A 19,863-nucleotide genomic window follows, 5' to 3' on the forward strand; every position below is an offset into this window, starting at 1 on the left:
ATGAGATTAGGTCAAGACAGTCTTTCAACACAACGTGAGTTACAGGTTGGTGATAAAACCTATCATTACTACAGCCTTAGGGAAGCGGAAAAAAATCACTTCAGCGGTATAAGCCGCCTGCCCTATTCCCTGAAAGTGTTGTTTGAAAATTTATTACGTTTTGAAGACGGCAACACGGTCAAAACCAACGACATCAAGGCGCTTTCAGACTGGCTGACCACCAAATCTTCCCAACATGAAATCGCCTACCGCCCCGCTCGTGTCCTGATGCAGGATTTCACAGGGGTACCCGCCGTTGTGGATTTGGCCGCCATGCGCGACGCACTGGAAAAACTGGGTGGAGACGCCAGGAAAATTTCGCCTTTATCTCCGGTTGATCTGGTTATCGATCACTCCGTCATGGTTGATAAATTTGGCAGTCCGGACTCCCTGGAAATTAACACCGAAATTGAAATCACCCGTAACAGGGAGCGCTACGAATTTCTACGTTGGGGACAAAAAGCGTTTGCCAATTTTCAGGTTGTACCACCCGGTACCGGCATATGCCATCAGGTGAACCTGGAATACCTGGGCAAGACCGTCTGGCACAGCGAACAGGACGGCAAGCGCTACGCCTACCCCGACACGCTCGTCGGCACGGACTCCCATACGACCATGATCAACGGACTCGGGATTCTGGGCTGGGGAGTCGGCGGCATTGAGGCGGAAGCAGCCATGCTTGGCCAACCCATATCCATGCTTATTCCGGAAGTGATTGGTTTTAAATTAACCGGCAAACTGCGTGAAGGGATTACCGCAACCGATTTGGTGCTCACGGTAACGCAAATGTTGCGTAAAAAAGGGGTGGTAGGTAAATTTGTGGAATTCTATGGCCCGGGACTGACTGATCTACCCTTGGCCGATCGTGCGACCATCTCCAATATGGCGCCGGAATACGGTGCAACCTGCGGCTTTTTCCCTGTTGACAGGGAAACCATCCGTTATCTGACCTTAACCGGCCGTGACGAACAAACCATCGCGCTGGTGGAGGCGTATTGCAAGGCACAAGGCATGTGGTATGAATCCGACTCACCGGATCCTGTCTTTACAGATACCCTGGCCCTGGATCTGACCTCCGTGGAACCCTCCCTCGCCGGCCCCAAACGACCGCAGGATAAGGTTAATTTAACTACCTTGCCCCGGGAATTTGACACATTTATGCAGCAATCCGGTAAAGAGGCCGAAAAAACAAAATCCTTTCCGGTCAAGCATGAAAACTATGCCATGCAACATGGCCATGTCGTCATCGCAGCCATTACCAGTTGTACCAATACCTCTAACCCCAGCGTACTCATGGCGGCGGGACTGGTGGCCAAAAAAGCCGTTGAAAAGGGGTTGACCCGCAAACCATGGGTGAAGTCGTCTCTGGCCCCTGGTTCCAAGGTAGTCACCGATTATTTGAAATACGCCGGATTGCAAACTTACCTGGATCAGCTCGGGTTCAACCTGGTGGGTTACGGCTGTACCACCTGTATCGGCAATTCAGGCCCGCTTCCCGATCCGATTGCCGCCGCCGTATCTGATCATGATCTGGTTGTTTGTTCGGTATTGTCCGGTAACCGTAATTTTGAAGGCCGGGTTCATCCCCAGGTTCGTGCCAACTGGCTCGCCTCGCCACCGTTGGTCGTTGCCTATGCCCTGGTCGGAACGACCACCGTAGACTTAAGTAACGATCCCATCGGCAAGGACAAAGACGGCAATAACGTCTACCTGAAAGATATCTGGCCGTCTAACGACGAAGTGGCGATTGAAGTGGCCAAGGTAACTGGTTCCATGTTCCGTAAGGAATACGCCGAAGTCTTTCAGGGAGACGAACACTGGCAGGCCATTAAAACCGGCAGCGGCATTACTTACGACTGGAACCCTGATTCCACGTATATCCAGCACCCGCCATTTTTTGAAAACCTGACACGCCAGCCGCAAGCGATGAAACCCATCAGCAACGCTTACGTACTGGCCTTGCTCGGTGATTCAATAACAACCGATCACATTTCTCCGGCCGGCTCCATCAAAGCCAATTCACCGGCCGGTCTTTATCTGAAATCCAAGGGCGTCAAGGAAGCTGATTTCAACTCCTACGGTTCACGTCGCGGGAATCATGAAGTGATGATGAGAGGCACCTTTGCCAATATCCGCATTCGTAACGAAATGACTCCGGAGATTGAAGGCGGCATGACACGTCATATTCCCAGCGGAAAAGTCATGCCAATCTATGATGCGGCCATGCTCTACCAGGACAAGCAGCAACAGCTTGTGGTCATCGCAGGCAAGGAATACGGTACCGGTTCCTCCCGTGACTGGGCAGCCAAGGGAACAAACCTTCTAGGTGTCAAGGCGGTCATCACTGAAAGCTTTGAACGAATTCACCGCTCCAATCTGATTGGCATGGGCATTCTGCCGTTACAGTTCAAGGAAGGGGTGACCCGAAAAACGCTCAAGCTGGACGGTAGCGAACAAATCAGTATCGCGGTAGACGACTCGTTGAAACCAGGGGCGGAATTGTCCATGGTTATCCGTCGAGCAGGCGGTGATGAGAGCACCGTTAAAGTTCTCTGCCGCATTGATACGGCTAACGAACTGGAATATTATCGCCACGGCGGCATATTGCAGTATGTGCTTCGTCAAATGCTCGGATAGCCGGACACCTGATAATTATTTAAATGCCTGGCTTCTGTGAACCAATTTTTTTCCGATCGGAAACAAGGCAATTATTGTTGCACAACAAATGATAATTGCCTGTAGCCCGTCATGAAGGCTTCGCTGTAATGCGGGATAACGTTCCTAATTGGCACATGAAACCCGCAATACGGCCGCAGGCCTCCTTACGGGCTACTGTTTTTTCGCAAAAAATGGTGCGAAGAAAAATTGGTTCACGGAACCCAAAAATGACCACATTTCCGGGCAAGCCTTTCTCCGGGACTTGCCGACTGCTTTATTTTTCATTGATTTTATATGGTTAAACTGCTAGATTCCGCAAAGCATTCGGGTGCAGACTGGTGAACAATGGCGTCCTACCTATCAAAAAAGCTGACCTGCCATGCTCTTGATATTGCTCACTAAGGATTTTTCATGAACCAATCAAAAAAAGTTTTGTCTGTTTTTTCTTTGGTCATGATTAACGTCATCGCCGTTGACAGTCTTCGCACGCTACCCATCAGCGCCAAACTCGGGCTACCGTTAGTCTCTTATTATATGGTTGCCGCCTTTGCTTTTTTTATCCCGGTCGCCCTGGTTGCGGCAGAACTGGCCACAGCCTATCCCAACACAGGCGGACTTTACGTCTGGGTTCGCGAGGCGTTTGGCAGACGTGCCGGTTTTATAACCATCTGGCTGCAATGGATTTATAATGTGGTCTGGTACCCTACCATTCTGGCATTTATTGCCGCAACGTTTTCCTATCTGTTCGCCCCTGATCTCGCCAACAATAAATTTTATCTTCTGGGTTCGTCGTTCGGTTTATTCTGGGTTTTTACCCTGCTCAACTGTTTAGGCATGCGCGTATCCAGTATCGTCAGCACGATTGGCGCTATTTTAGGCACCATACTGCCTATGCTGGGCATTATTTTATTAGGTGCCATCTGGATTATTCAAGGCAGGCCTGTTGCCGTCGATGCGAACACCTCCTGGCTGCCTGATTTCAGCTCATTGGGGAATTTATCCTTGTTTTCAGCGGTATTATTTGGTCTTTTGGGAATGGAAATGTCGGCCGTACACGCCGGTGACGTTAAAAATCCACAACGGGATTACCCCCGCGCTATTTTGTACTCCACGCTTATTATTTTCTTCACCCTTGTCTTGAGCTCATTAGCCATCGTTATCGTTGTGCCCAATGGGCAATTGAGCGTGGTCTCAGGCTTGATAGACGCTTATGCCTCCTTTTTCAAGAATTATAACCTGTCCTGGATGACGGGTATCATTGCTCTCATGATCATTATCGGTGGCTTAAGCGGCGTTTCCGCCTGGATTATCGGCCCAACCAAAGGACTGCTGGTTTCCGCTCAGGACGGCTCCTTACCCGCCGTCTTCGGAAAAATAAATCGGTTCGGCGCGCCTGTCGCCATATTAATGACACAAGGTATCATCTTTACCTTACTGAGCAGTGTTTTTATTCTGTTTGATTCCATCAATGCCGCCTATTGGCTGTTAAGTGACTTGTGTGCGCAAATGGCTTTAATGGTCTATCTCTTTATGTTCGCTGCAGTGATCAAATTACGCTACAGCCAACCCGATAAACCGCGCAGTTTTATGATACCCGGCGGAAAAATCGTCTTATGGCTGGTAGCTGGCGCCGGTTCCCTGTGTTGTCTTGCCGCCATGGGGATAGGATTTATCCCGCCGACGCAAATTCCTGTTGAAAATATCGTATTTTTTGAATTTTTTCTGATTGGCGGTCTGGTTCTGTTCGTGGTGCTGCCGTGGAAATTTGCCAAAAAGCATTAGGTTCACGGAACCCAGGTTCTGTGCATTGCAATTTTTGCAACGGCGACACCATATGTGATTTATATTGCATTTTAGAAATTTGAAAATTATAGTTCTATTTTTCATAGAAAATATAATCAACCGTTTTGCTCATTATGCAAAAGCAAAAAAAATTAATGCTGCCTGTTTTAAAACGGCGAAATTCATTCTGGGGTTTGTCGCACAAAAAACCACTTCCACAGCCAACCAGCACAGACGACATCCATACTCATTCAAGTACAACCTTTTTTTCTGCTGTAAAGAATGTAACTCCACCTTATCACGATTGCTTTTTCAACCCTAAAGATAAAGCGCTTTATGAAGCATTATTGGCCGCAATATTTTTTAAATACAGACAATTATACATTCCTTTGTTAAATCAGGTTTTTGCTGTGATGATTCCGGGATTGACCAAAGTATGGCAATATTACATGCAAACCGGCGGAAACAAGAATAAAGAGCACCGCTTTCTTTGTGAAGAGATGTATAACACGTTTATCCAGAAACATGCCTTGCCTTCCTTGTATCACAATGTGACGCAAGAACCCGCAACGTTTTTTCACCAGATGATTATGGATTTGCAAAGCGAGGATCCAGACACGTTTTTTAAAAAACTGGCTATTTGCCGTGCCTACCTTACTTTTTTTATGGGCAAAGGCCAACTAAGCCCTCACGGTGAAGGAGCAATAAAAAACGATTGGGAACCCCATATCGATTTAAAGAGGATGCTTGGTGATACAGTAACTTTACGAGATGACTGGTTTTTGCGGAATGTAAGAAAAAACCGACCTTTGTATATCGTGGGTGATTTTTTATCAAGAAATATAGGTTATCTCCCGCCCTATGCCTACAATACACTGAGTAAAACACATCGAGAATTATTAATAAATAAAGTGCCGGAGCATGAAGTTGGTGGTTATATATTTTCTATAACCACTCTAGGTGATTTTACTTCTTCAGGTTCCTATACATATTCCATGCCCCAACTGTGCGGCCCTTCCGGAATGACTGCCATGTATTTGGCTTTAGCCGCTCAAACTGAGTTGTCGCAGGAAGCACGTTCTTTGTATTCCTTTATCATGTCGTTATATACGGTAGGATTTGGAGGGCATTCAATTGATGAAACATTTATCATGGGCAGCAAAAAAGGTACTTTACGGTTTAATGAATATCAACGTGGCGATTACTTAAGTATCATTCCGGCAATACTGAAACACGATAATAATTTTGCAGACTTATATCAGGAAATCCTGAATTTGAATCAGGAATTCCTGGTTGAACAAATCGCTGATACTCCCCGGCACATGGAAAACAATACCCGCTCGGCAGAGATAGCCCGGCACTCACAGCCGGGCTTAGATTGCTCAATTAATACCCTTCTTCCGGCAGAGACATCAGACTCGCATTGCCACCGGCTGCCGTAGTATCCACCGTGTACGTGCGTTCATGGCACAATCTGAGCAGATAATGCGGCCCTCCGGCTTTCGGCCCGGTGCCGGACAGCCCCTCTCCTCCAAAAGGCTGAAGCCCTACCACCGCTCCGGTCATATTACGATTGACATAACAGTTCCCGACATGGACGCGTTGGCGGATATACTCCACCATACTGTTAATCCTGCTATGAATACCCAGTGTCAAACCATAACCGGTTTGATTTATTTCATGAATGATTTGATCCAAATCCTTACGCTTGTAACGTATGACATGCAATATCGGCCCAAACACTTCACGTTCCAGAGATCGAATCGAATCTATCGCAATAGCGGTTGGAGGCATGAAATAACCGGAATCACACTCATCATCGGATAAACGGCTCTGGTATAAAATCTCATGCTTCTGTTCCATAACGCTCACATGAGACTTCAAAACTGACAGGGCGTCCTGATCAATAACAGGCCCCACGTCCGTCGCCAGCCAGCGGGGATCACCGACTCTTAATTCCGCCATGGCGCCTTGCAATAATTCAATCATACGCGGGTAAATCTCATCCTGAATATAAAGTACCCGCAAGGCCGAGCAACGCTGGCCTGCGCTGCCGAACGCGGAAGTCAGCACATCAACCGTCACTTGCTCAAGGAGAGCGGAAGAATCAACGATCATAGCGTTTTGACCACCCGTCTCCGCAATTAAAGGTATAATTTCACCGCCGCGGGTGGCCAGAGTCTGGTTAATCCTGTTTGCTGTTTGGGTAGAACCGGTAAATAACACGGCTTTAATACGTCTATCCGCCACAAGAGGCGCACCGACCGATTCGCCGTTGCCGGTTAACAACTGAATAACCGCGTCGGGGATCCCGGCCTGATGCATTAACTGCACCGCAAACGTCGCAATAATCGGCGTTTGTTCCGCCGGTTTGGCAATCACGCAATTTCCGGTAACCAGTGCCGCCACAATCTGGCCGGTGAAAATAGCCAATGGAAAATTCCATGGGCTGATGCAAAGCGCCAGGCCGCGACCATGCAAACCAAGCTCATTTAATTCACCGGTATAACCGTGCAGGCGTATGGGTTTGCCCATCAGTTTTACGGCCATCATGGCATAGTAGCGACAGAAATCAACCGCCTCCCTGACTTCCGCTATACCGTCATTCCATGTTTTTCCTGCTTCCAGACACGCCATGGCAAGTAAGGTTGCAAGATTTTCTTCCAATAAATCGGCAAACCGCTCCACACAGGCTGCCCGTTCCGTTACCGGTTTGTTACTCCAGGCTGCAAATGCCTGTTCTCCCCTGGCAAGAGCCCATTCAATATCATCATTGGTCGCATCACTGACCCGGCCTACCGACTGGGCCGTATTTTGCGGCGACGTCACGCTGCGATCAACCCGTCCACCCTCACGTCCGGCTATTATGGGTTTCGCCTGCCAATGCGACAAATCCATTTCAGCATATTGCTGTTGCAGATTAGCCACCTCTTTCCGATCCGTCAGATCAAAACCTGACGAATTCTTTCTGTCGGATGAAAAAATGGCCGATGGCAATGGAATATTCCGATTCATTTTTCCTAACAGATGATTCGCTTTACTGACCGGATCTTCTACCAGCGTGCTGATTGGCGCCTTTTCATCAACAATTCTATTGACAAAGGATGAGTTGGCGCCATTTTCCAGTAATCTTCGCACCAGATAGGGCAACAAATCCTCATGGCTGCCTACCGGAGCATAAATACGGCAGGGTATACCCAGACGCTCCGCCGGAACAACCTGTTCGTACAATTCATTGCCCATACCATGCAGACACTGAAATTCAAAATCACGGTAATCACCCACCAGATTCAGAATCATGGCTACGGAATACGCGTTATGTGTTGCAAATTGCGGATAAACGGCATCCGTCATGGTCAATAATTTTTTGGCGCACGCCTGAAATGAGACATCCGTAAAAACCTTGCGGGTAAACACCGGATACTCCGCCAACCCCTGCATCTGGGTTTTTTTAATTTCACTATCCCAATAGGCGCCCTTAATAAGGCGAACCATCATGCGGCGCTGTTTACTTCTGGCCAAATCAGCAATCCAGTCCAGCAGATAAAACGCTCTTTTTTGATAGGATTGCACCGCCATCCCAAATCCCTGCCACCCACTCAGACTGTCATCACAGAATACCCTTTCAATCACATCCAGCGACAATTCCAGACGCTCGGATTCTTCCGCATCGATGGTCAGGGCAATATCATATTGTTTTGCCAGTTGCGCCAGTGTTAAAAGCTTCGGCGGCAACTCATCCAGCACCCTGTCTCGCTGTGATTCCTGATAACGCGGATGCAAGGCGGATAATTTGATTGAAATACCGGGACGTTGATAAACGGTCAACTCTTTATCGGATCGGGATCCAATCGTTTCTATCGCTTCCTTGTAGGCCAGAAAATAACGGGCGGCATCCGTTTTGGTCAGAGCGGCCTCACCCAGCATGTCATAAGAATAGGTGTATCCGATTTTTTCTTTTTTCCTGGCTCTTGTCAGGGCTTCGTCGATTGTACGTCCCATTACAAACTGTTTACTCATAATGCGCATGGCTTTATCGACCGCCTTGCGCACCACACCTTCGCCGCTGCGATTAACCAGCTTCATCATTGCTTTACTCAAAGCAGATTCGGCCGTTTCCGGATTCAGTACCCGCCCGGTCAGCATCAACGCCCAGGTCGTTGCATTGACAAAAAAGGAACTGCTTTGACCACGATGCGATTTCCAGTCCGCGGCACTCAGCTTGTCCTTAATCAAGCTGTTTATCGTCGCGTTGTCGGGTACTCGCAATAACGCTTCAGCCAGACACATCAATGCGATACCTTCATCGCTGGATAAGGAATATTCCGTTAAAAAAGAGTCTATCCCCGTACTGTTTTTTCGCTCAAAACGCACCTGCTCTACCAGACGAGTCGCCTCATTTTTTATAGCGTCTACCTGATCATCAGAGATGGCGGCCTTCATAATGAGTTCGCTTACTGTGGTTAATTCATCCTGACGATAAGCATTATTAATAGAGCTACGAGCATCCTGCGATAATTTTGAAGAATATCGCTCCAGCATCTTTCCTCCACGGCAATCAGTTAAAAATATGAAGCGATAATAAAGTAGAATGTCAAAGGTGTCATCTATTAGGTTCCATGAACAAAATTTTTTACGGTTGTAAATGGAAAGAACTGTTCCGTATGTAACAGGCTTTCTCTAGTAAAAGGACTGCTTTCTATCGCCTTTAAACCCCGGATACCCCGTTTTTTAGATCTAATTCAGAACTATTTGAATAAATATTGCTCTAAAAACGAATGCGACTACCTTTATTTGCGTCGAGAATTTAAACTAATTGATTAATATTTAATCACATAGAGTTGCTCTGATTTTTTTAAGCCCTTGAATTGATTAATTATTCAACCAATTGAGAAACTGATGATCTAAAAAGTTTACATTTGCATCTGTTGTAAATATAATCAACAGCCTTTTGACCATAAGGTTTTATGCGTTAATTAGAAAAAAAAGGAGCATTATGAATTATTTGTTTACCATAATTTCGACTATCTTATTTTCAAGCAGTCTACCGTCCAGCGCATTACCAACAACAAAAATAGCAAGCCCGACGACCAGCCATAGACTATTACATTTAAGTCAAAAAGCGCCTGAACTTAATAAAAAAGTATTGAAACTGGCCTTAAACGCTTACAACAAGGCTTCAGCGAGGGGCGCAGTTAAAAAACCGGTACTCACCGTTATTGATTATTCCCTACCCTCTTACAAGCAACGAATGTGGGTATTTGATCTTCGTAAAGAACGCCTGCTATACAACACTTACGTAGCGCATGGCAGAAATTCCGGCACGGATGTTCCCCATCATTTTTCCAATAAATCATCCAGCAAGGAAAGCAGCCTCGGTACTTACGTCACCAGAGACACTTATTTTGGCTCCAAAGGACTTTCCCTGAATCTGCAAGGCCTGGAAAAAGGATTTAATGACAACGCCTATAACCGACGTGTTGTTATTCATGGCGCATGGTACGTTGAACCTGCGTTCATTAAACGCGCGGGACGTGCCGGACGAAGCTGGGGATGCCCGTCCATTGCCAGAACGCTTGCCAAACCTGTAATCAATACCATCAAGGGCGGCTCTGTCGTATTTGCCTATTACCCTGATAAATATTATTTAACCCATTCCGGATTTGTCCTTGCTTAAACGAGTAAAGCCAGGGCATGCCCTGGCTTTCGCAGTCTTCCTAAAATCAGGACGTCCAGCCCTGAAAACCATCCATGTTTACCATTATGTCCTTATAATCTCAGAATCCATCTGAATTGACTTCCGTCCATTGAAGTCTTAAGTAAAATGTAGCAATTGTTCACAACCTACGCAAGATGCCTTTTCCTGACTAATATCAACAATAAAAAAACAAAAAAATAAAAATTATTATAATATTCATAATATTATATGAAAATAACGATGATTTCTTTCTGACAATCCACCCTATTCTCAAATCAGATTGAGATATTTCTTACAACCTGACAAGTAAATAAAGACGAAACAGGCGTTATAATTACCCGGGTTTTCACAATTTCAACATAATACACAGCGGGGAAAATCATACTTTGCCCTGTCATACACAATAAATCGTCTTGCCAAATAAAACAGTTATGATAGTTTAAATGGATTTTTACTTACCCAGAGTTTGCTCATGAACCAACAGATTAACAGTACAAAAAAAGACAAACTGCAAATTATTGACTGGTTAATAGAATATTTTCCCAATGCGTTTTTTAAGAAGGCTAACCAGATTAAGCCTCTGCAAATCGGAATATTTGATGAAATCGTTGATTTTTACGAGCGTCTGGATACACCGCCTTTCAGTAAGAAATCATTAAGGGAGGCCTTAAGTTACTACAGTTCCTCTCCGGCCTATTTGAAATGCCAAAAACCGGATACCGCCCGCGTTGATCTGTATGGTAACGAAGTGGATGTGGTCACGGAAGATCAGGCGAAATACGCACACCAGCGCTACCAGCAACGCTATGGTAACAAAAAACAACCTCAAGCCTCTTCACAGTAAAGTCGGCCCCAACCGCAACGACAGATTGCAAAATAATGGCATCGGTACCAGAGCGGCGAACGATTTAAAATCAAACATTTTTAACGGAGTATTAGTTGTAGCCCGCAAGGAGGCCTGCGGCCGTATTGCGGGGTTTGATGCCTTACTATCATAATTCCACATTACGGCTACGTCCTGAGAAATCTCGGCATTTTTTTGCACAAAAAATGGAAGCGCCTATGTTTTTGTGATCAAATTCAGATTACCTCGATCTGCCCCCTCTCCCGCGCCAGGAATTTGAGTAACAGGATGATGTTTTTTCGCGGGATGAGGGTTGGGGAGAGGGCTTGTCACGGATGGTCATTGACGATGAGATATGGTGTCGTTTAGAAACGTTGCTTCCAAAACCTAAGGGACGTCATGGTAAGGATGAGAGGGTGTTTATGGAGGCAATAGGCGGGATGCTTCAAACGGCTTTACTTTAAAGCAGTCATGATGGCGTCGAGGACTGTTGGCGTGTGCTGAAAGATATCATGATTCCAAAAGCGGATCACTTTAAAACCATGTGTCTTTAGCCAATCAGTACGCTTCGTATCGTAAATTTGATTGTGCAGGTGTTGACCACCATCAAGCTCGATAATCAGTCGTTTTTCAAGACAGGCAAAATCAACGATGTAGTCGCCTATTGGTACTTGTCTCTTGAATTTAAATCCAAGTCTATTCGCTCGAAGATAGTACCATAGATGCCGCTCAACATCCGTACTGTTTTTCCTTAAATCGCGGGCTCGTTGCCTTAACACCGATTTTTCCACACCCTCTCCCCAACCCTCTCCCGCAAAAAACATCATCATACTACTCAAATTCCTGGCGCGGGAGAGGGGGTAGATCAAGGTGATCTCAAAAATCTGTGTTCAAATTCAGTCTGAGATAATTATAAAAACTTTAGGGACAGAACCTAGGGTTTACGACAAGCCATCAGATAATTGACGTGCACGGATTCTTTTAGGCCCGCCAGGCGAGTAAAGGGATTATAATGAATCCCTTGCAGGCCAATCACTTCCAGGCCGGCATTGCGGCTCATGGCAGCAAGCTCGCTTGGTTTGATAAATTTGTGATAGTCATGGGTCTGGCGAGGTAACAGGCCCAACAGATATTCCGCCGCTATAACCGCCTCCGCATAAGCCCTGGGCGTGCGGTTTATTGTAGAGAGAAACAGATAGCCACCCGATTGCAACAGTCGGGCACAGTGATTCACAACCACCCCGGGTTGAAGAACGTGCTCCAGCATTTCCATACAAGTGATCACGTCAAATGCCGGCGCCGTAAAATCCTCTATGGGGACACAACTGTAAGTCACGGATAAATTGTTTTTCTGCGCATGCGTTCTTGCCGTCTCGATACTCTCGGCTTCTGCGTCGATACCATGGACCACAGCATGTTTTTGAGCCATGGCCTCGCTTAATATGCCGCCACCGCATCCGACATCCAGTACCGATTTTTGTTCCAGTTTGACGTATTGCTCTATAAAATCCAGACGCACCGGATTAATGTCATGCAGTGTTTTAAGCGGACCATTTTTATCCCACCAATGTCCGGCAAGTTGGGAAAATCTGGCGATTTCCAGCGTGTCAACGGTTGTTTTATTATTCATGGCAACTCAACAGATCCAACGGTTTAAAAAAGGCCAGCACATCCTTATTGCTGATAAAAGACAAATTATAGGGATGCTCGGCAATGAGGCAGGGAAAACGGTTCGAATTTTGTACCCTGGCCGCAATTTTTCCAAATAACAGCAACGTCACTTTATGGTCTCGTAATGCCAGTTGATTAAATAAACTGCTAATAAACGGCTGCCATTGCCTGGCATGGTAAGGCACCCTGTTGTCACTATAAACCAGTGAGGCGTTAAGTAATATAAATCCCTTTCGGATCATCCCGTGAAACAACTCCGAAGCCGTACGCCAGTAATGTGATTTATCAAGCCGGGCGATAGCCGCCTGAGAATGATCCTCGCCCAGATCACCTCTGGCTACCAATAGCATTTTCATCATATTACGCAACGAAGTAGCTCGATTCACTTCCTTACTCAACCCCTTGTCGCTCCACAAAGACGCCACCGCATTATCCCAAAAAGCGTATCCATTGGCGGATTGCCGGCGAGGATAAGGCGATTCTCCCAACAGGAGATATCGGGTGTGAAGCAAGGGTTGGCTAAACGCCGCGAGCATTAACTCCCAACCGGGAAGCCAGTTTCGATCACCCTTTAACTGGATAACATACTGCTCATCCATAGAGTTCAACGCCTTTTCAAGCACGTCATGCCATTGTGGATGGGTTTTTTCAAGTAGTTCCTGCACAAGCAATCCTTTTATTCGTCGAGCTTGCATTTTATCGCCTATACCCGGGATATTGAACAACAAGATGATTATTTTAAGTAAAATAATAGGAAATTATCCAGCGTTCGCGTCACTTAATATTTTATTAAGTTAACAACTGGTATAATTAAATTAAACAATATGATGTTGAAATTATCATGAATGATAAACTTCGAAACAGTAGCAAGACGATTACAAGCGATCAACTACACAATAAAAATTGTTACAGCTACCTAAATCACATTATTCCCGGCATCCCACCATCGGTTCTGTCGGCATTGCCTGAAAAACTGCAAAACAGCATACGACAGTTCACGCAAAACAATGGTGCTTACAAGCGGAATTTTGCTTACGGCGATCTTTACACTGATTTATTGAGTTATACAGAAGACCATCTCGAGCCACTGATTGAACAAAAGCGCGAGGCCTTATTGAGACGACTCGCACAAATTGAACACCAGATGGAACTAATGAATAACCCTGAGGTGATGGAAAAACACGGGGCCATGTTTCGTTCGCTCCAGGAACCCGGTGATCCTGAAGAAAAAATCCGTCAAATTGACTCCGATCTGCAAGCGCTTGATGACTTTATTTTCTCGTTTTACCACAACGACAACGATATTCTGGATCAATCCTTTCAAGCCATCAAACATATACCCTTAAGCCACACCCCTTCCGATAGCGGGATTGAAAAATCAGTGGCCTCTCTTCTGCAAGACAAAGGCTCCAATATCAACAAAGGGGTTTCACCATCGGGCGCCGGATCAATGAGAGGCCGCTTTACAGCCATGGTAGCTGATAATTTTAAACCTCAGCACACCACCAGCCTGGCGACCGTGAGAAAATACGAATATCAGCAGCATGGCAAGGATCACATACCGACCGAATACCGTTTTGGAACCCAGGGACAACGACATAACGACGTTCCGCGAGCCGCCCCATTGTTCGAATATTGGCTGCAAGTCCAGAAAAGACGGCATCGTCAGGCACAACTACCTCCCAATGAGGAAGAAACAAACCGTGTTTTTGCCAAATGGGAAGAAAAATTGTCCGACGATCCCATGAGAGAGGCTTACGGGTTACGGCCTGTCGTTAAACCAACCAAAATCACCCATGTTTATTTCAACAACCTGGGACTGGATCGGGATGATCTGGAAGGGAAAAAAGAACAAGATCTTACCCTTCAATTACATCAACTGGAAAATCAGCATTCCAATACTGCCGTCATCACGCTGCCGGCCGACAAAGGGTTAATGAGCAAAGGGGAGTTTGAAAAAACAGACCCCTCATTAAAACTGCAGGATGTCTATGATGAATTTCTGCATATTGCCAGCCAGGATGGGCAGGCCCAAACTGAAGTCAAGGATTTTTATATCAGCAAGGCCATCAGAAAATTACTGTTTACCGAGGAAGACAAGGGTTACTCCGAGGAGTATGAACAAGAACGGATCTGCGATCTGCTTGATAAAAGCTTTACAGCAACAGGCATTGATCTCTCTGATCCTGATCTTCAGATCTCTCCGGCCCAACGGCAAGCAGTCTGGTTTCATTTTAACAAATTTGAATTACCCAATTACATTATTCAGACGCTTCGCCCTGAAAGCATCAACTTTTCCTGTAAGGATGCGATAGACCGGGGTGGTGTTTCCTCAGCCTATTATAATCTGGTGAAATCCTTTGCAACCGATACCCCTCTATCCCGGGAAGAATTCGACAAAGCCTTGCATGCCGCACCCGCCATGGTTAAAGCACGCGGCATGAACCACCACCTCAAAATGATCTGGAATGCCGTGGATGCCTACGTCAACGCCAATTACCAGGACATTTATAATAATCCGCAAAAAGCCTGGCTCATTGCATGGCGGGATTTCAACTGCCCTCACACCCGTGTCTCCGAATTGTTGCAAATCAGGGTAGCGCAAAATCTGCAGCTACTAGAGGAGATGAAATTAACCGATCCTCAAAACAAAGCAGCTATCGAAATTGGTATTAAAATTCTGCAAAACATCAGTCAGCAAACGTCCCTTGATACCAGCGGCAAACGTTTATTGCTGGAAACTGTCTCCCGCACTCCGGACATTATACAATCACCCAAACCGGGTGATATAGAAAAATATGAGGATCTGGCTGATAAACTCACTGTCAATTATCCTGTTCTTAAAATCATCGGCGGAATGATGAAAGTTCTGGGCGGCGTATTGTTGTACCCGTTTTCACAAAAGAAAGGCAATGCCCTGATCGATTCAGGCATATCTACCTTTCAAAGCGGCTCTCACGCCTTCCTTCGCGGCAACATGGCGCAAGACATGAAAAATATGAAAGCGTCACTAGCCAGTCTGAAAGAGGCAGACCCCGAAAAGGATAACCTTGACGAACCACCACTTCCCGTCATTAAAGTGCATTAATAGTCCAGGCTCTGTGAACCAATGTTTTCGCAAAGCGAAAATGCGGGTAATTGGCACCATTTTTTTGCGAAAAGGCAGTAGCCCGTAAGGAGGCCTGCGGCCGTATTGCGGGTTTGATGTGTCAATTAGGAACGTTATCCCGCATTTCGGCTGCACCTTCATGACGGGCTACAAGACATTATTATTTGTTGCGCAACAATAGTTGCCTTGTTTTCGATCGGAAAAAAATTGGTTCACAGAGCCTGGGAACTGTTTGCCTGTATTGCGAAGTACCCTCTTTTAGGCTAATGTCATAGGCTTTGTAGCTGGATTGACATAATGAGTACGGTTCACAAGGATTTGTTATCATCGTTGCAGGCTCGCAGGCAAACCATGGAGCAGCAACTGCACCGGTTTTGCGAAATTAATTCCGGCAGCGACAACCTGGCGGGCCTCGCACTTATGCACACCCTGTTAGCTGAAAGCTTCCGAACTCTCTCGGATCAGATAGAAAACAAACCGTTGCCTGCCATCACAACCATGGATATGGCCGGAAACAGGATACAACAGCGCTGCGGCGATGCTTTATTGATTCGCAAACGCCCTGAGTTAAAACGCCGGATTTTACTAAGCGGTCATATGGATACCGTGTACGGAGCAAAACACCCCTTTCAAACCATAACCTACCTCAGTGATAACGAAATCAACGGCCCCGGCGTCGCGGATATGAAGGGCGGGCTAATCGTTATATTGCATGCGCTCATGGCACTTGAGGAGAGCGGCCTGGCCAATAACCTGGGCTGGGATGTCCTGATTAACGGCGATGAGGAAATCGGTTCACCGGCTTCCGGCTCGCTGTTCGATGACATGGCGGCCAATTACCAGGCCGCCCTCGTTTATGAACCGGCCATGACGCCATCAGGAACACTGGCCAAAAACCGCAAAGGCAGCGGCAAATTAACGCTTGTCGCAACCGGTAAGGCCGCCCACGCCGGTCGGGCGTTCCATGAAGGTCGAAACGCAATATGCCACCTTGCCGAGGCAATCACAGCTATTCACGCCCTTAACGGTCAACAGGATGGCGTGACCATCAATGTGGGTAAAGTAGCCGGTGGTGACGCCTTGAACATGGTGCCTGATAAAGCCGTAGCCAAACTGGATATACGCATCAGCCAGCCACAGGATGAGCATTGGGTACGTCAACACTTGGAAAAGATTATTCAGCGCCTGCAGTGTGACGATTATACCTTATCGATTCATGGCCATTTCGGTAGACCGGTTAAACGTGTTTCGCAAGGTACCGAACGATTATTCCGGAGAATACAGGCCATTGGCTCCAAACTGGGTCTAACCGTAGACTGGAAAGACAGCGGAGGCTGTTGCGATGGCAATAATTTGGCAAAACACGGATTGCCGGTAATTGACACCCTTGGGGTAAGAGGCGGTAATATTCACAGTTCGGATGAATATATCCTGCTTGACAGTCTGCCGGAACGAGCCGCCCTAAGCGCTCTGCTTCTCCAGGATTTGGCGGCAGGCGGACTGGAGGAACTCCGGCAATGATGCTCTTTAGAAGTGCGACAGCCAACGATCTGGACGCCATACATCATCTCGCCGAGCACAGCGGAATCGGTATGACGACCCTGCCCAAGGACAGGAAAATACTTAAAAAACGACTGGATCTGTCTTGCCAGTCATTTAAGAAAACCATCAAACATCCTCATGATGAATATTATCTTTTCGTTTTACAGGATCCGGAATCCGGGCAAATCCTTGGTACTTCAGCGATTGAAGCCACGACCGGTTATGAGTTGCCCATTTATTCCTATAAAGTGTCCAAACGAACTCGAATTTGCCATTCCTTAAATATTCGCAGCGATTATGAAGTGTTAAGTCTGGTTAATGACAACCAGGGGAAAAGTGAAATATGCACGCTTTTTCTGGAGCCGGCCTTTCGCAAAAACGGTAATGGACTATTACTCTCCCGCGCCCGTTTTTTGTTTATGGCTCATTATCCGAATCGCTTCGCCTCGGATGTGATCGCGGAAATGAGAGGTATTTCAGATGAATGGGGCCGCTCTCCATTTTGGGAAAACGTAGGCAGACATTTTTTTCACATGCCCTTTGCCGAAGCGGATCGTTTAACCATGTCAACCAACAAGCAGTTTATTGCTGATTTAATGCCAAGAAACCCAATCTATGTCAAACTGCTGTCCCCGGAAGCACAGGCGGTGATTGGCAAACCTCACCAATCCACGGTGCCGGCCATGAACATCCTCATGCGGGAAGGGTTTCGCTACAATTCCTATGTTGATATTTTTGATGCGGGCCCAACCATTGAGGCGCCTCTTGCAGAAATTCAAACCATCGCATCCAGTCGGGTTATGACCGTAAAAAACATCAGCGACGAAGTCAGCAGTAACCGCTTTTTACTCGCCAATACCAGGCTTGATTTTCGGGCAACCATCAGCCAGGCTATTTTCAACGAAGGGCATAGCTCCTGTATTTTAAGCAAACAAACCGCCAAACTGCTGGACGTCAAACGCGGCGACTGCGTTCGTATCGCACCGTTACGAATTGAATCCGGCCCATTCTCACAAGAGGCACAATATGACCATGAACCCAAACACGCCTGAATCCGGCCAACATTACATCAACGGCTCCTGGACAAATGGATCCGGTGATGTGTTCTATTCCTATAATCCGGTAAACAATCAACCGATATGGCAAGGCACCCGGGCCGAGGAAGCGGAAATCGGCAAAGCGTGTGAGGCCGCGCAAAGCGCCTTTAAAAAATGGCGTCTGCTGCCCGTTTCCGAACGGGCGCATTACCTGCATCAATTTGCCCGCCAGGTAGAGAGGCAACGGCATGAGCTGGCGGCATTGATTTCACTGGAAAACGGCAAACCTTACTGGGAATCTGAAACGGAAGTGAATGCCGTCATCGGCAAGGTAAATCTGTCCATCCAGGCTTTTGAAGAACGAACATCTGAAAAATGCTCAACAATGGCGGACAGTCAATCCTGCCTGCGTTATAAACCGCATGGCGTGACCGCCGTTTTCGGCCCTTTTAATTTTCCCGCCCATTTAAGCAACGGTCATATAGTACCTGCCCTGCTTGCCGGAAATACGGTGATTTTAAAACCCAGCGAACTGACTCCCGCAGTTGCGGAAATGATCATGCGATGCTGGCATGATGCAGGATTACCGCCCGGTGTTATCAATTGCCTGCAAGGCAATGCGGCAACGGGTCAACGACTGCTGGCCGCCGACATACAGGGTGTCTACTTCACCGGCAGTTACCAAACCGGGAAAAAAATTCACCGGCTTTTCAGTGATCGTCCGGAGGTTATCCTGGCTTTGGAAATGGGAGGTAATAACCCATTAGTCATTGATGAGGTGAAAGACCTCGATGCCGCAGTCTATCAAACGCTGTTATCGGCGTTTATCACAGCCGGCCAACGATGCACCTGCGCGCGTCGGGTTATGATTCCTGATAATTCAAAGGGCGAACAATTTCTCGAAAAGCTGTTGGCCGCCTGCAGGAAAATGGCAATCGGAGCTTTTGACAGTAACCCGGAACCATTTATGGGGCCGGTCATTAGTTTTGATCATGCTCTCGCTCATTTAAAAGCGCAAGAGCAATTACTGGAATCCGGGGGCAACGCCTTATTGCCCATGTCACTTATGGAAAAAAACTCCGGATTGCTGACTCCGGGCGTTATTGATATGACCTCCGTGGCTCATCCGGCGGACGAGGAAATTTTCGCACCCTTGATTCAATTATACCGTTACCAGGATTTCGAGGAGGCTTTAATGCTTGCCAACCGGACCCGTTATGGCCTGTCCGCGGGCTTGTTAAGCGACAACGCCCACCACTACCGGCAATTCTATCAGGAAATACGGGCCGGACTTGTCAACTGGAACAAACCCACGACCGGAGCGGCAAGCAACCTGCCTTTCGGTGGAATCGGCTGCAGCGGCAACCATAGGCCAAGCGCTTATTTTGCCGCCGATTACTGTTCCTACCCTATCGCCAGCCAGGAACAGGCTCAGTTATCCAGGCCGGATAACATGCTTCCCGGTATCGTTATGGAAAATTAA

13 protein-coding genes are annotated in these 19,863 nt (G+C 46.9%); 9 read left to right on the forward strand and 4 right to left on the reverse strand.

Features of this window, described 5'->3' with window-relative positions; genetic code table 11:
* The 3 genes from acnA to CKW05_RS09220 all read left to right on the forward strand — a co-directional run bounded on the left by acnA (position 1) and on the right by CKW05_RS09220 (position 5,921).
* On the forward strand, positions 1–2,676 hold the full coding sequence (gene acnA / locus CKW05_RS09205; RefSeq protein WP_058482727.1) for an aconitate hydratase AcnA: 2,676 nt from the start codon (positions 1–3) through the stop codon (positions 2,674–2,676).
* Between the two features lie 432 nt (positions 2,677–3,108).
* Entirely contained in the window at positions 3,109–4,479 is a 1,371-nt protein-coding gene (locus CKW05_RS09215; RefSeq protein WP_058482729.1) for an APC family permease, read from the forward strand.
* A gap of 134 nt (positions 4,480–4,613) precedes the next feature.
* Positions 4,614–5,921, forward strand: a complete 1,308-nt coding sequence (locus CKW05_RS09220; RefSeq protein WP_058482730.1) for a hypothetical protein — start codon at positions 4,614–4,616, stop codon at positions 5,919–5,921.
* On the opposite strand, the gene putA is transcribed toward CKW05_RS09220, so the two are convergent.
* Complete coding sequence (gene putA, locus CKW05_RS09225) at positions 5,866–9,021, reverse strand: bifunctional proline dehydrogenase/L-glutamate gamma-semialdehyde dehydrogenase PutA (protein ID WP_058482731.1); 3,156 nt, start codon at positions 9,019–9,021, stop codon at positions 5,866–5,868. The genes CKW05_RS09220 and putA overlap by 56 nt on opposite strands.
* A gap of 454 nt (positions 9,022–9,475) precedes the next feature.
* On the opposite strand from putA, the gene CKW05_RS09230 reads away from it, so the two are divergent.
* Entirely contained in the window at positions 9,476–10,156 is a 681-nt protein-coding gene (locus CKW05_RS09230) for a murein L,D-transpeptidase catalytic domain family protein (protein WP_058482732.1), read from the forward strand.
* Between the two features lie 493 nt (positions 10,157–10,649).
* The gene (locus CKW05_RS09235; RefSeq protein WP_058482733.1) at positions 10,650–11,021 is read left to right on the forward strand and encodes a ProQ/FINO family protein; all 372 of its coding nucleotides are present in this window, start codon (positions 10,650–10,652) and stop codon (positions 11,019–11,021) included.
* Positions 11,022–11,476: 455 nt separating this feature from the next.
* Here CKW05_RS09235 and CKW05_RS09240 read toward each other — a convergent pair whose 3' ends face one another.
* The 3 genes from CKW05_RS09240 to CKW05_RS09250 form a co-directional block, all read right to left on the reverse strand.
* Positions 11,477–11,851 (reverse strand): endonuclease domain-containing protein, encoded by a 375-nt coding sequence (locus tag CKW05_RS09240; RefSeq protein ID WP_408606973.1) that lies wholly within the window; start codon positions 11,849–11,851, stop codon positions 11,477–11,479.
* A 104-nt stretch (positions 11,852–11,955) separates the two neighbouring features.
* Positions 11,956–12,651 (reverse strand): bifunctional 2-polyprenyl-6-hydroxyphenol methylase/3-demethylubiquinol 3-O-methyltransferase UbiG, encoded by a 696-nt coding sequence (gene ubiG, locus CKW05_RS09245; RefSeq protein ID WP_058482870.1) that lies wholly within the window; start codon positions 12,649–12,651, stop codon positions 11,956–11,958.
* Entirely contained in the window at positions 12,644–13,387 is a 744-nt protein-coding gene (locus CKW05_RS09250; protein ID WP_058482871.1) for a uracil-DNA glycosylase family protein, read from the reverse strand. Before CKW05_RS09250 ends, ubiG begins: the two co-directional genes overlap by 8 nt.
* Before the next feature lie 146 nt (positions 13,388–13,533).
* Between CKW05_RS09250 and CKW05_RS09255 the strand changes: the two genes are divergently transcribed.
* From CKW05_RS09255 to astD, 4 genes are all read left to right on the forward strand, one after another.
* Positions 13,534–15,780 (forward strand): hypothetical protein, encoded by a 2,247-nt coding sequence (locus CKW05_RS09255; RefSeq protein ID WP_058482872.1) that lies wholly within the window; start codon positions 13,534–13,536, stop codon positions 15,778–15,780.
* Positions 15,781–16,098: 318 nt separating this feature from the next.
* A complete protein-coding gene (locus tag CKW05_RS09260; protein WP_082642735.1) occupies positions 16,099–17,322 on the forward strand; it encodes a hydrolase in 1,224 nt (407 codons plus the stop codon).
* Complete coding sequence (locus tag CKW05_RS09265; RefSeq protein WP_058482873.1) at positions 17,319–18,395, forward strand: arginine N-succinyltransferase; 1,077 nt, start codon at positions 17,319–17,321, stop codon at positions 18,393–18,395. The genes CKW05_RS09260 and CKW05_RS09265 overlap by 4 nt, the downstream gene beginning before the upstream one ends.
* Positions 18,370–19,863 carry a succinylglutamate-semialdehyde dehydrogenase gene (astD, locus tag CKW05_RS09270; protein WP_058482874.1) on the forward strand — a complete coding sequence of 498 codons (1,494 nt, stop codon included), beginning with the start codon at positions 18,370–18,372 and terminating at the stop codon, positions 19,861–19,863. Before CKW05_RS09265 ends, astD begins: the two co-directional genes overlap by 26 nt.

The sequence above is a fragment of the Legionella spiritensis genome (assembly GCF_900186965.1).
GTDB classification, from domain to species: Bacteria; Pseudomonadota; Gammaproteobacteria; order Legionellales; family Legionellaceae; genus Legionella_C; species Legionella_C spiritensis.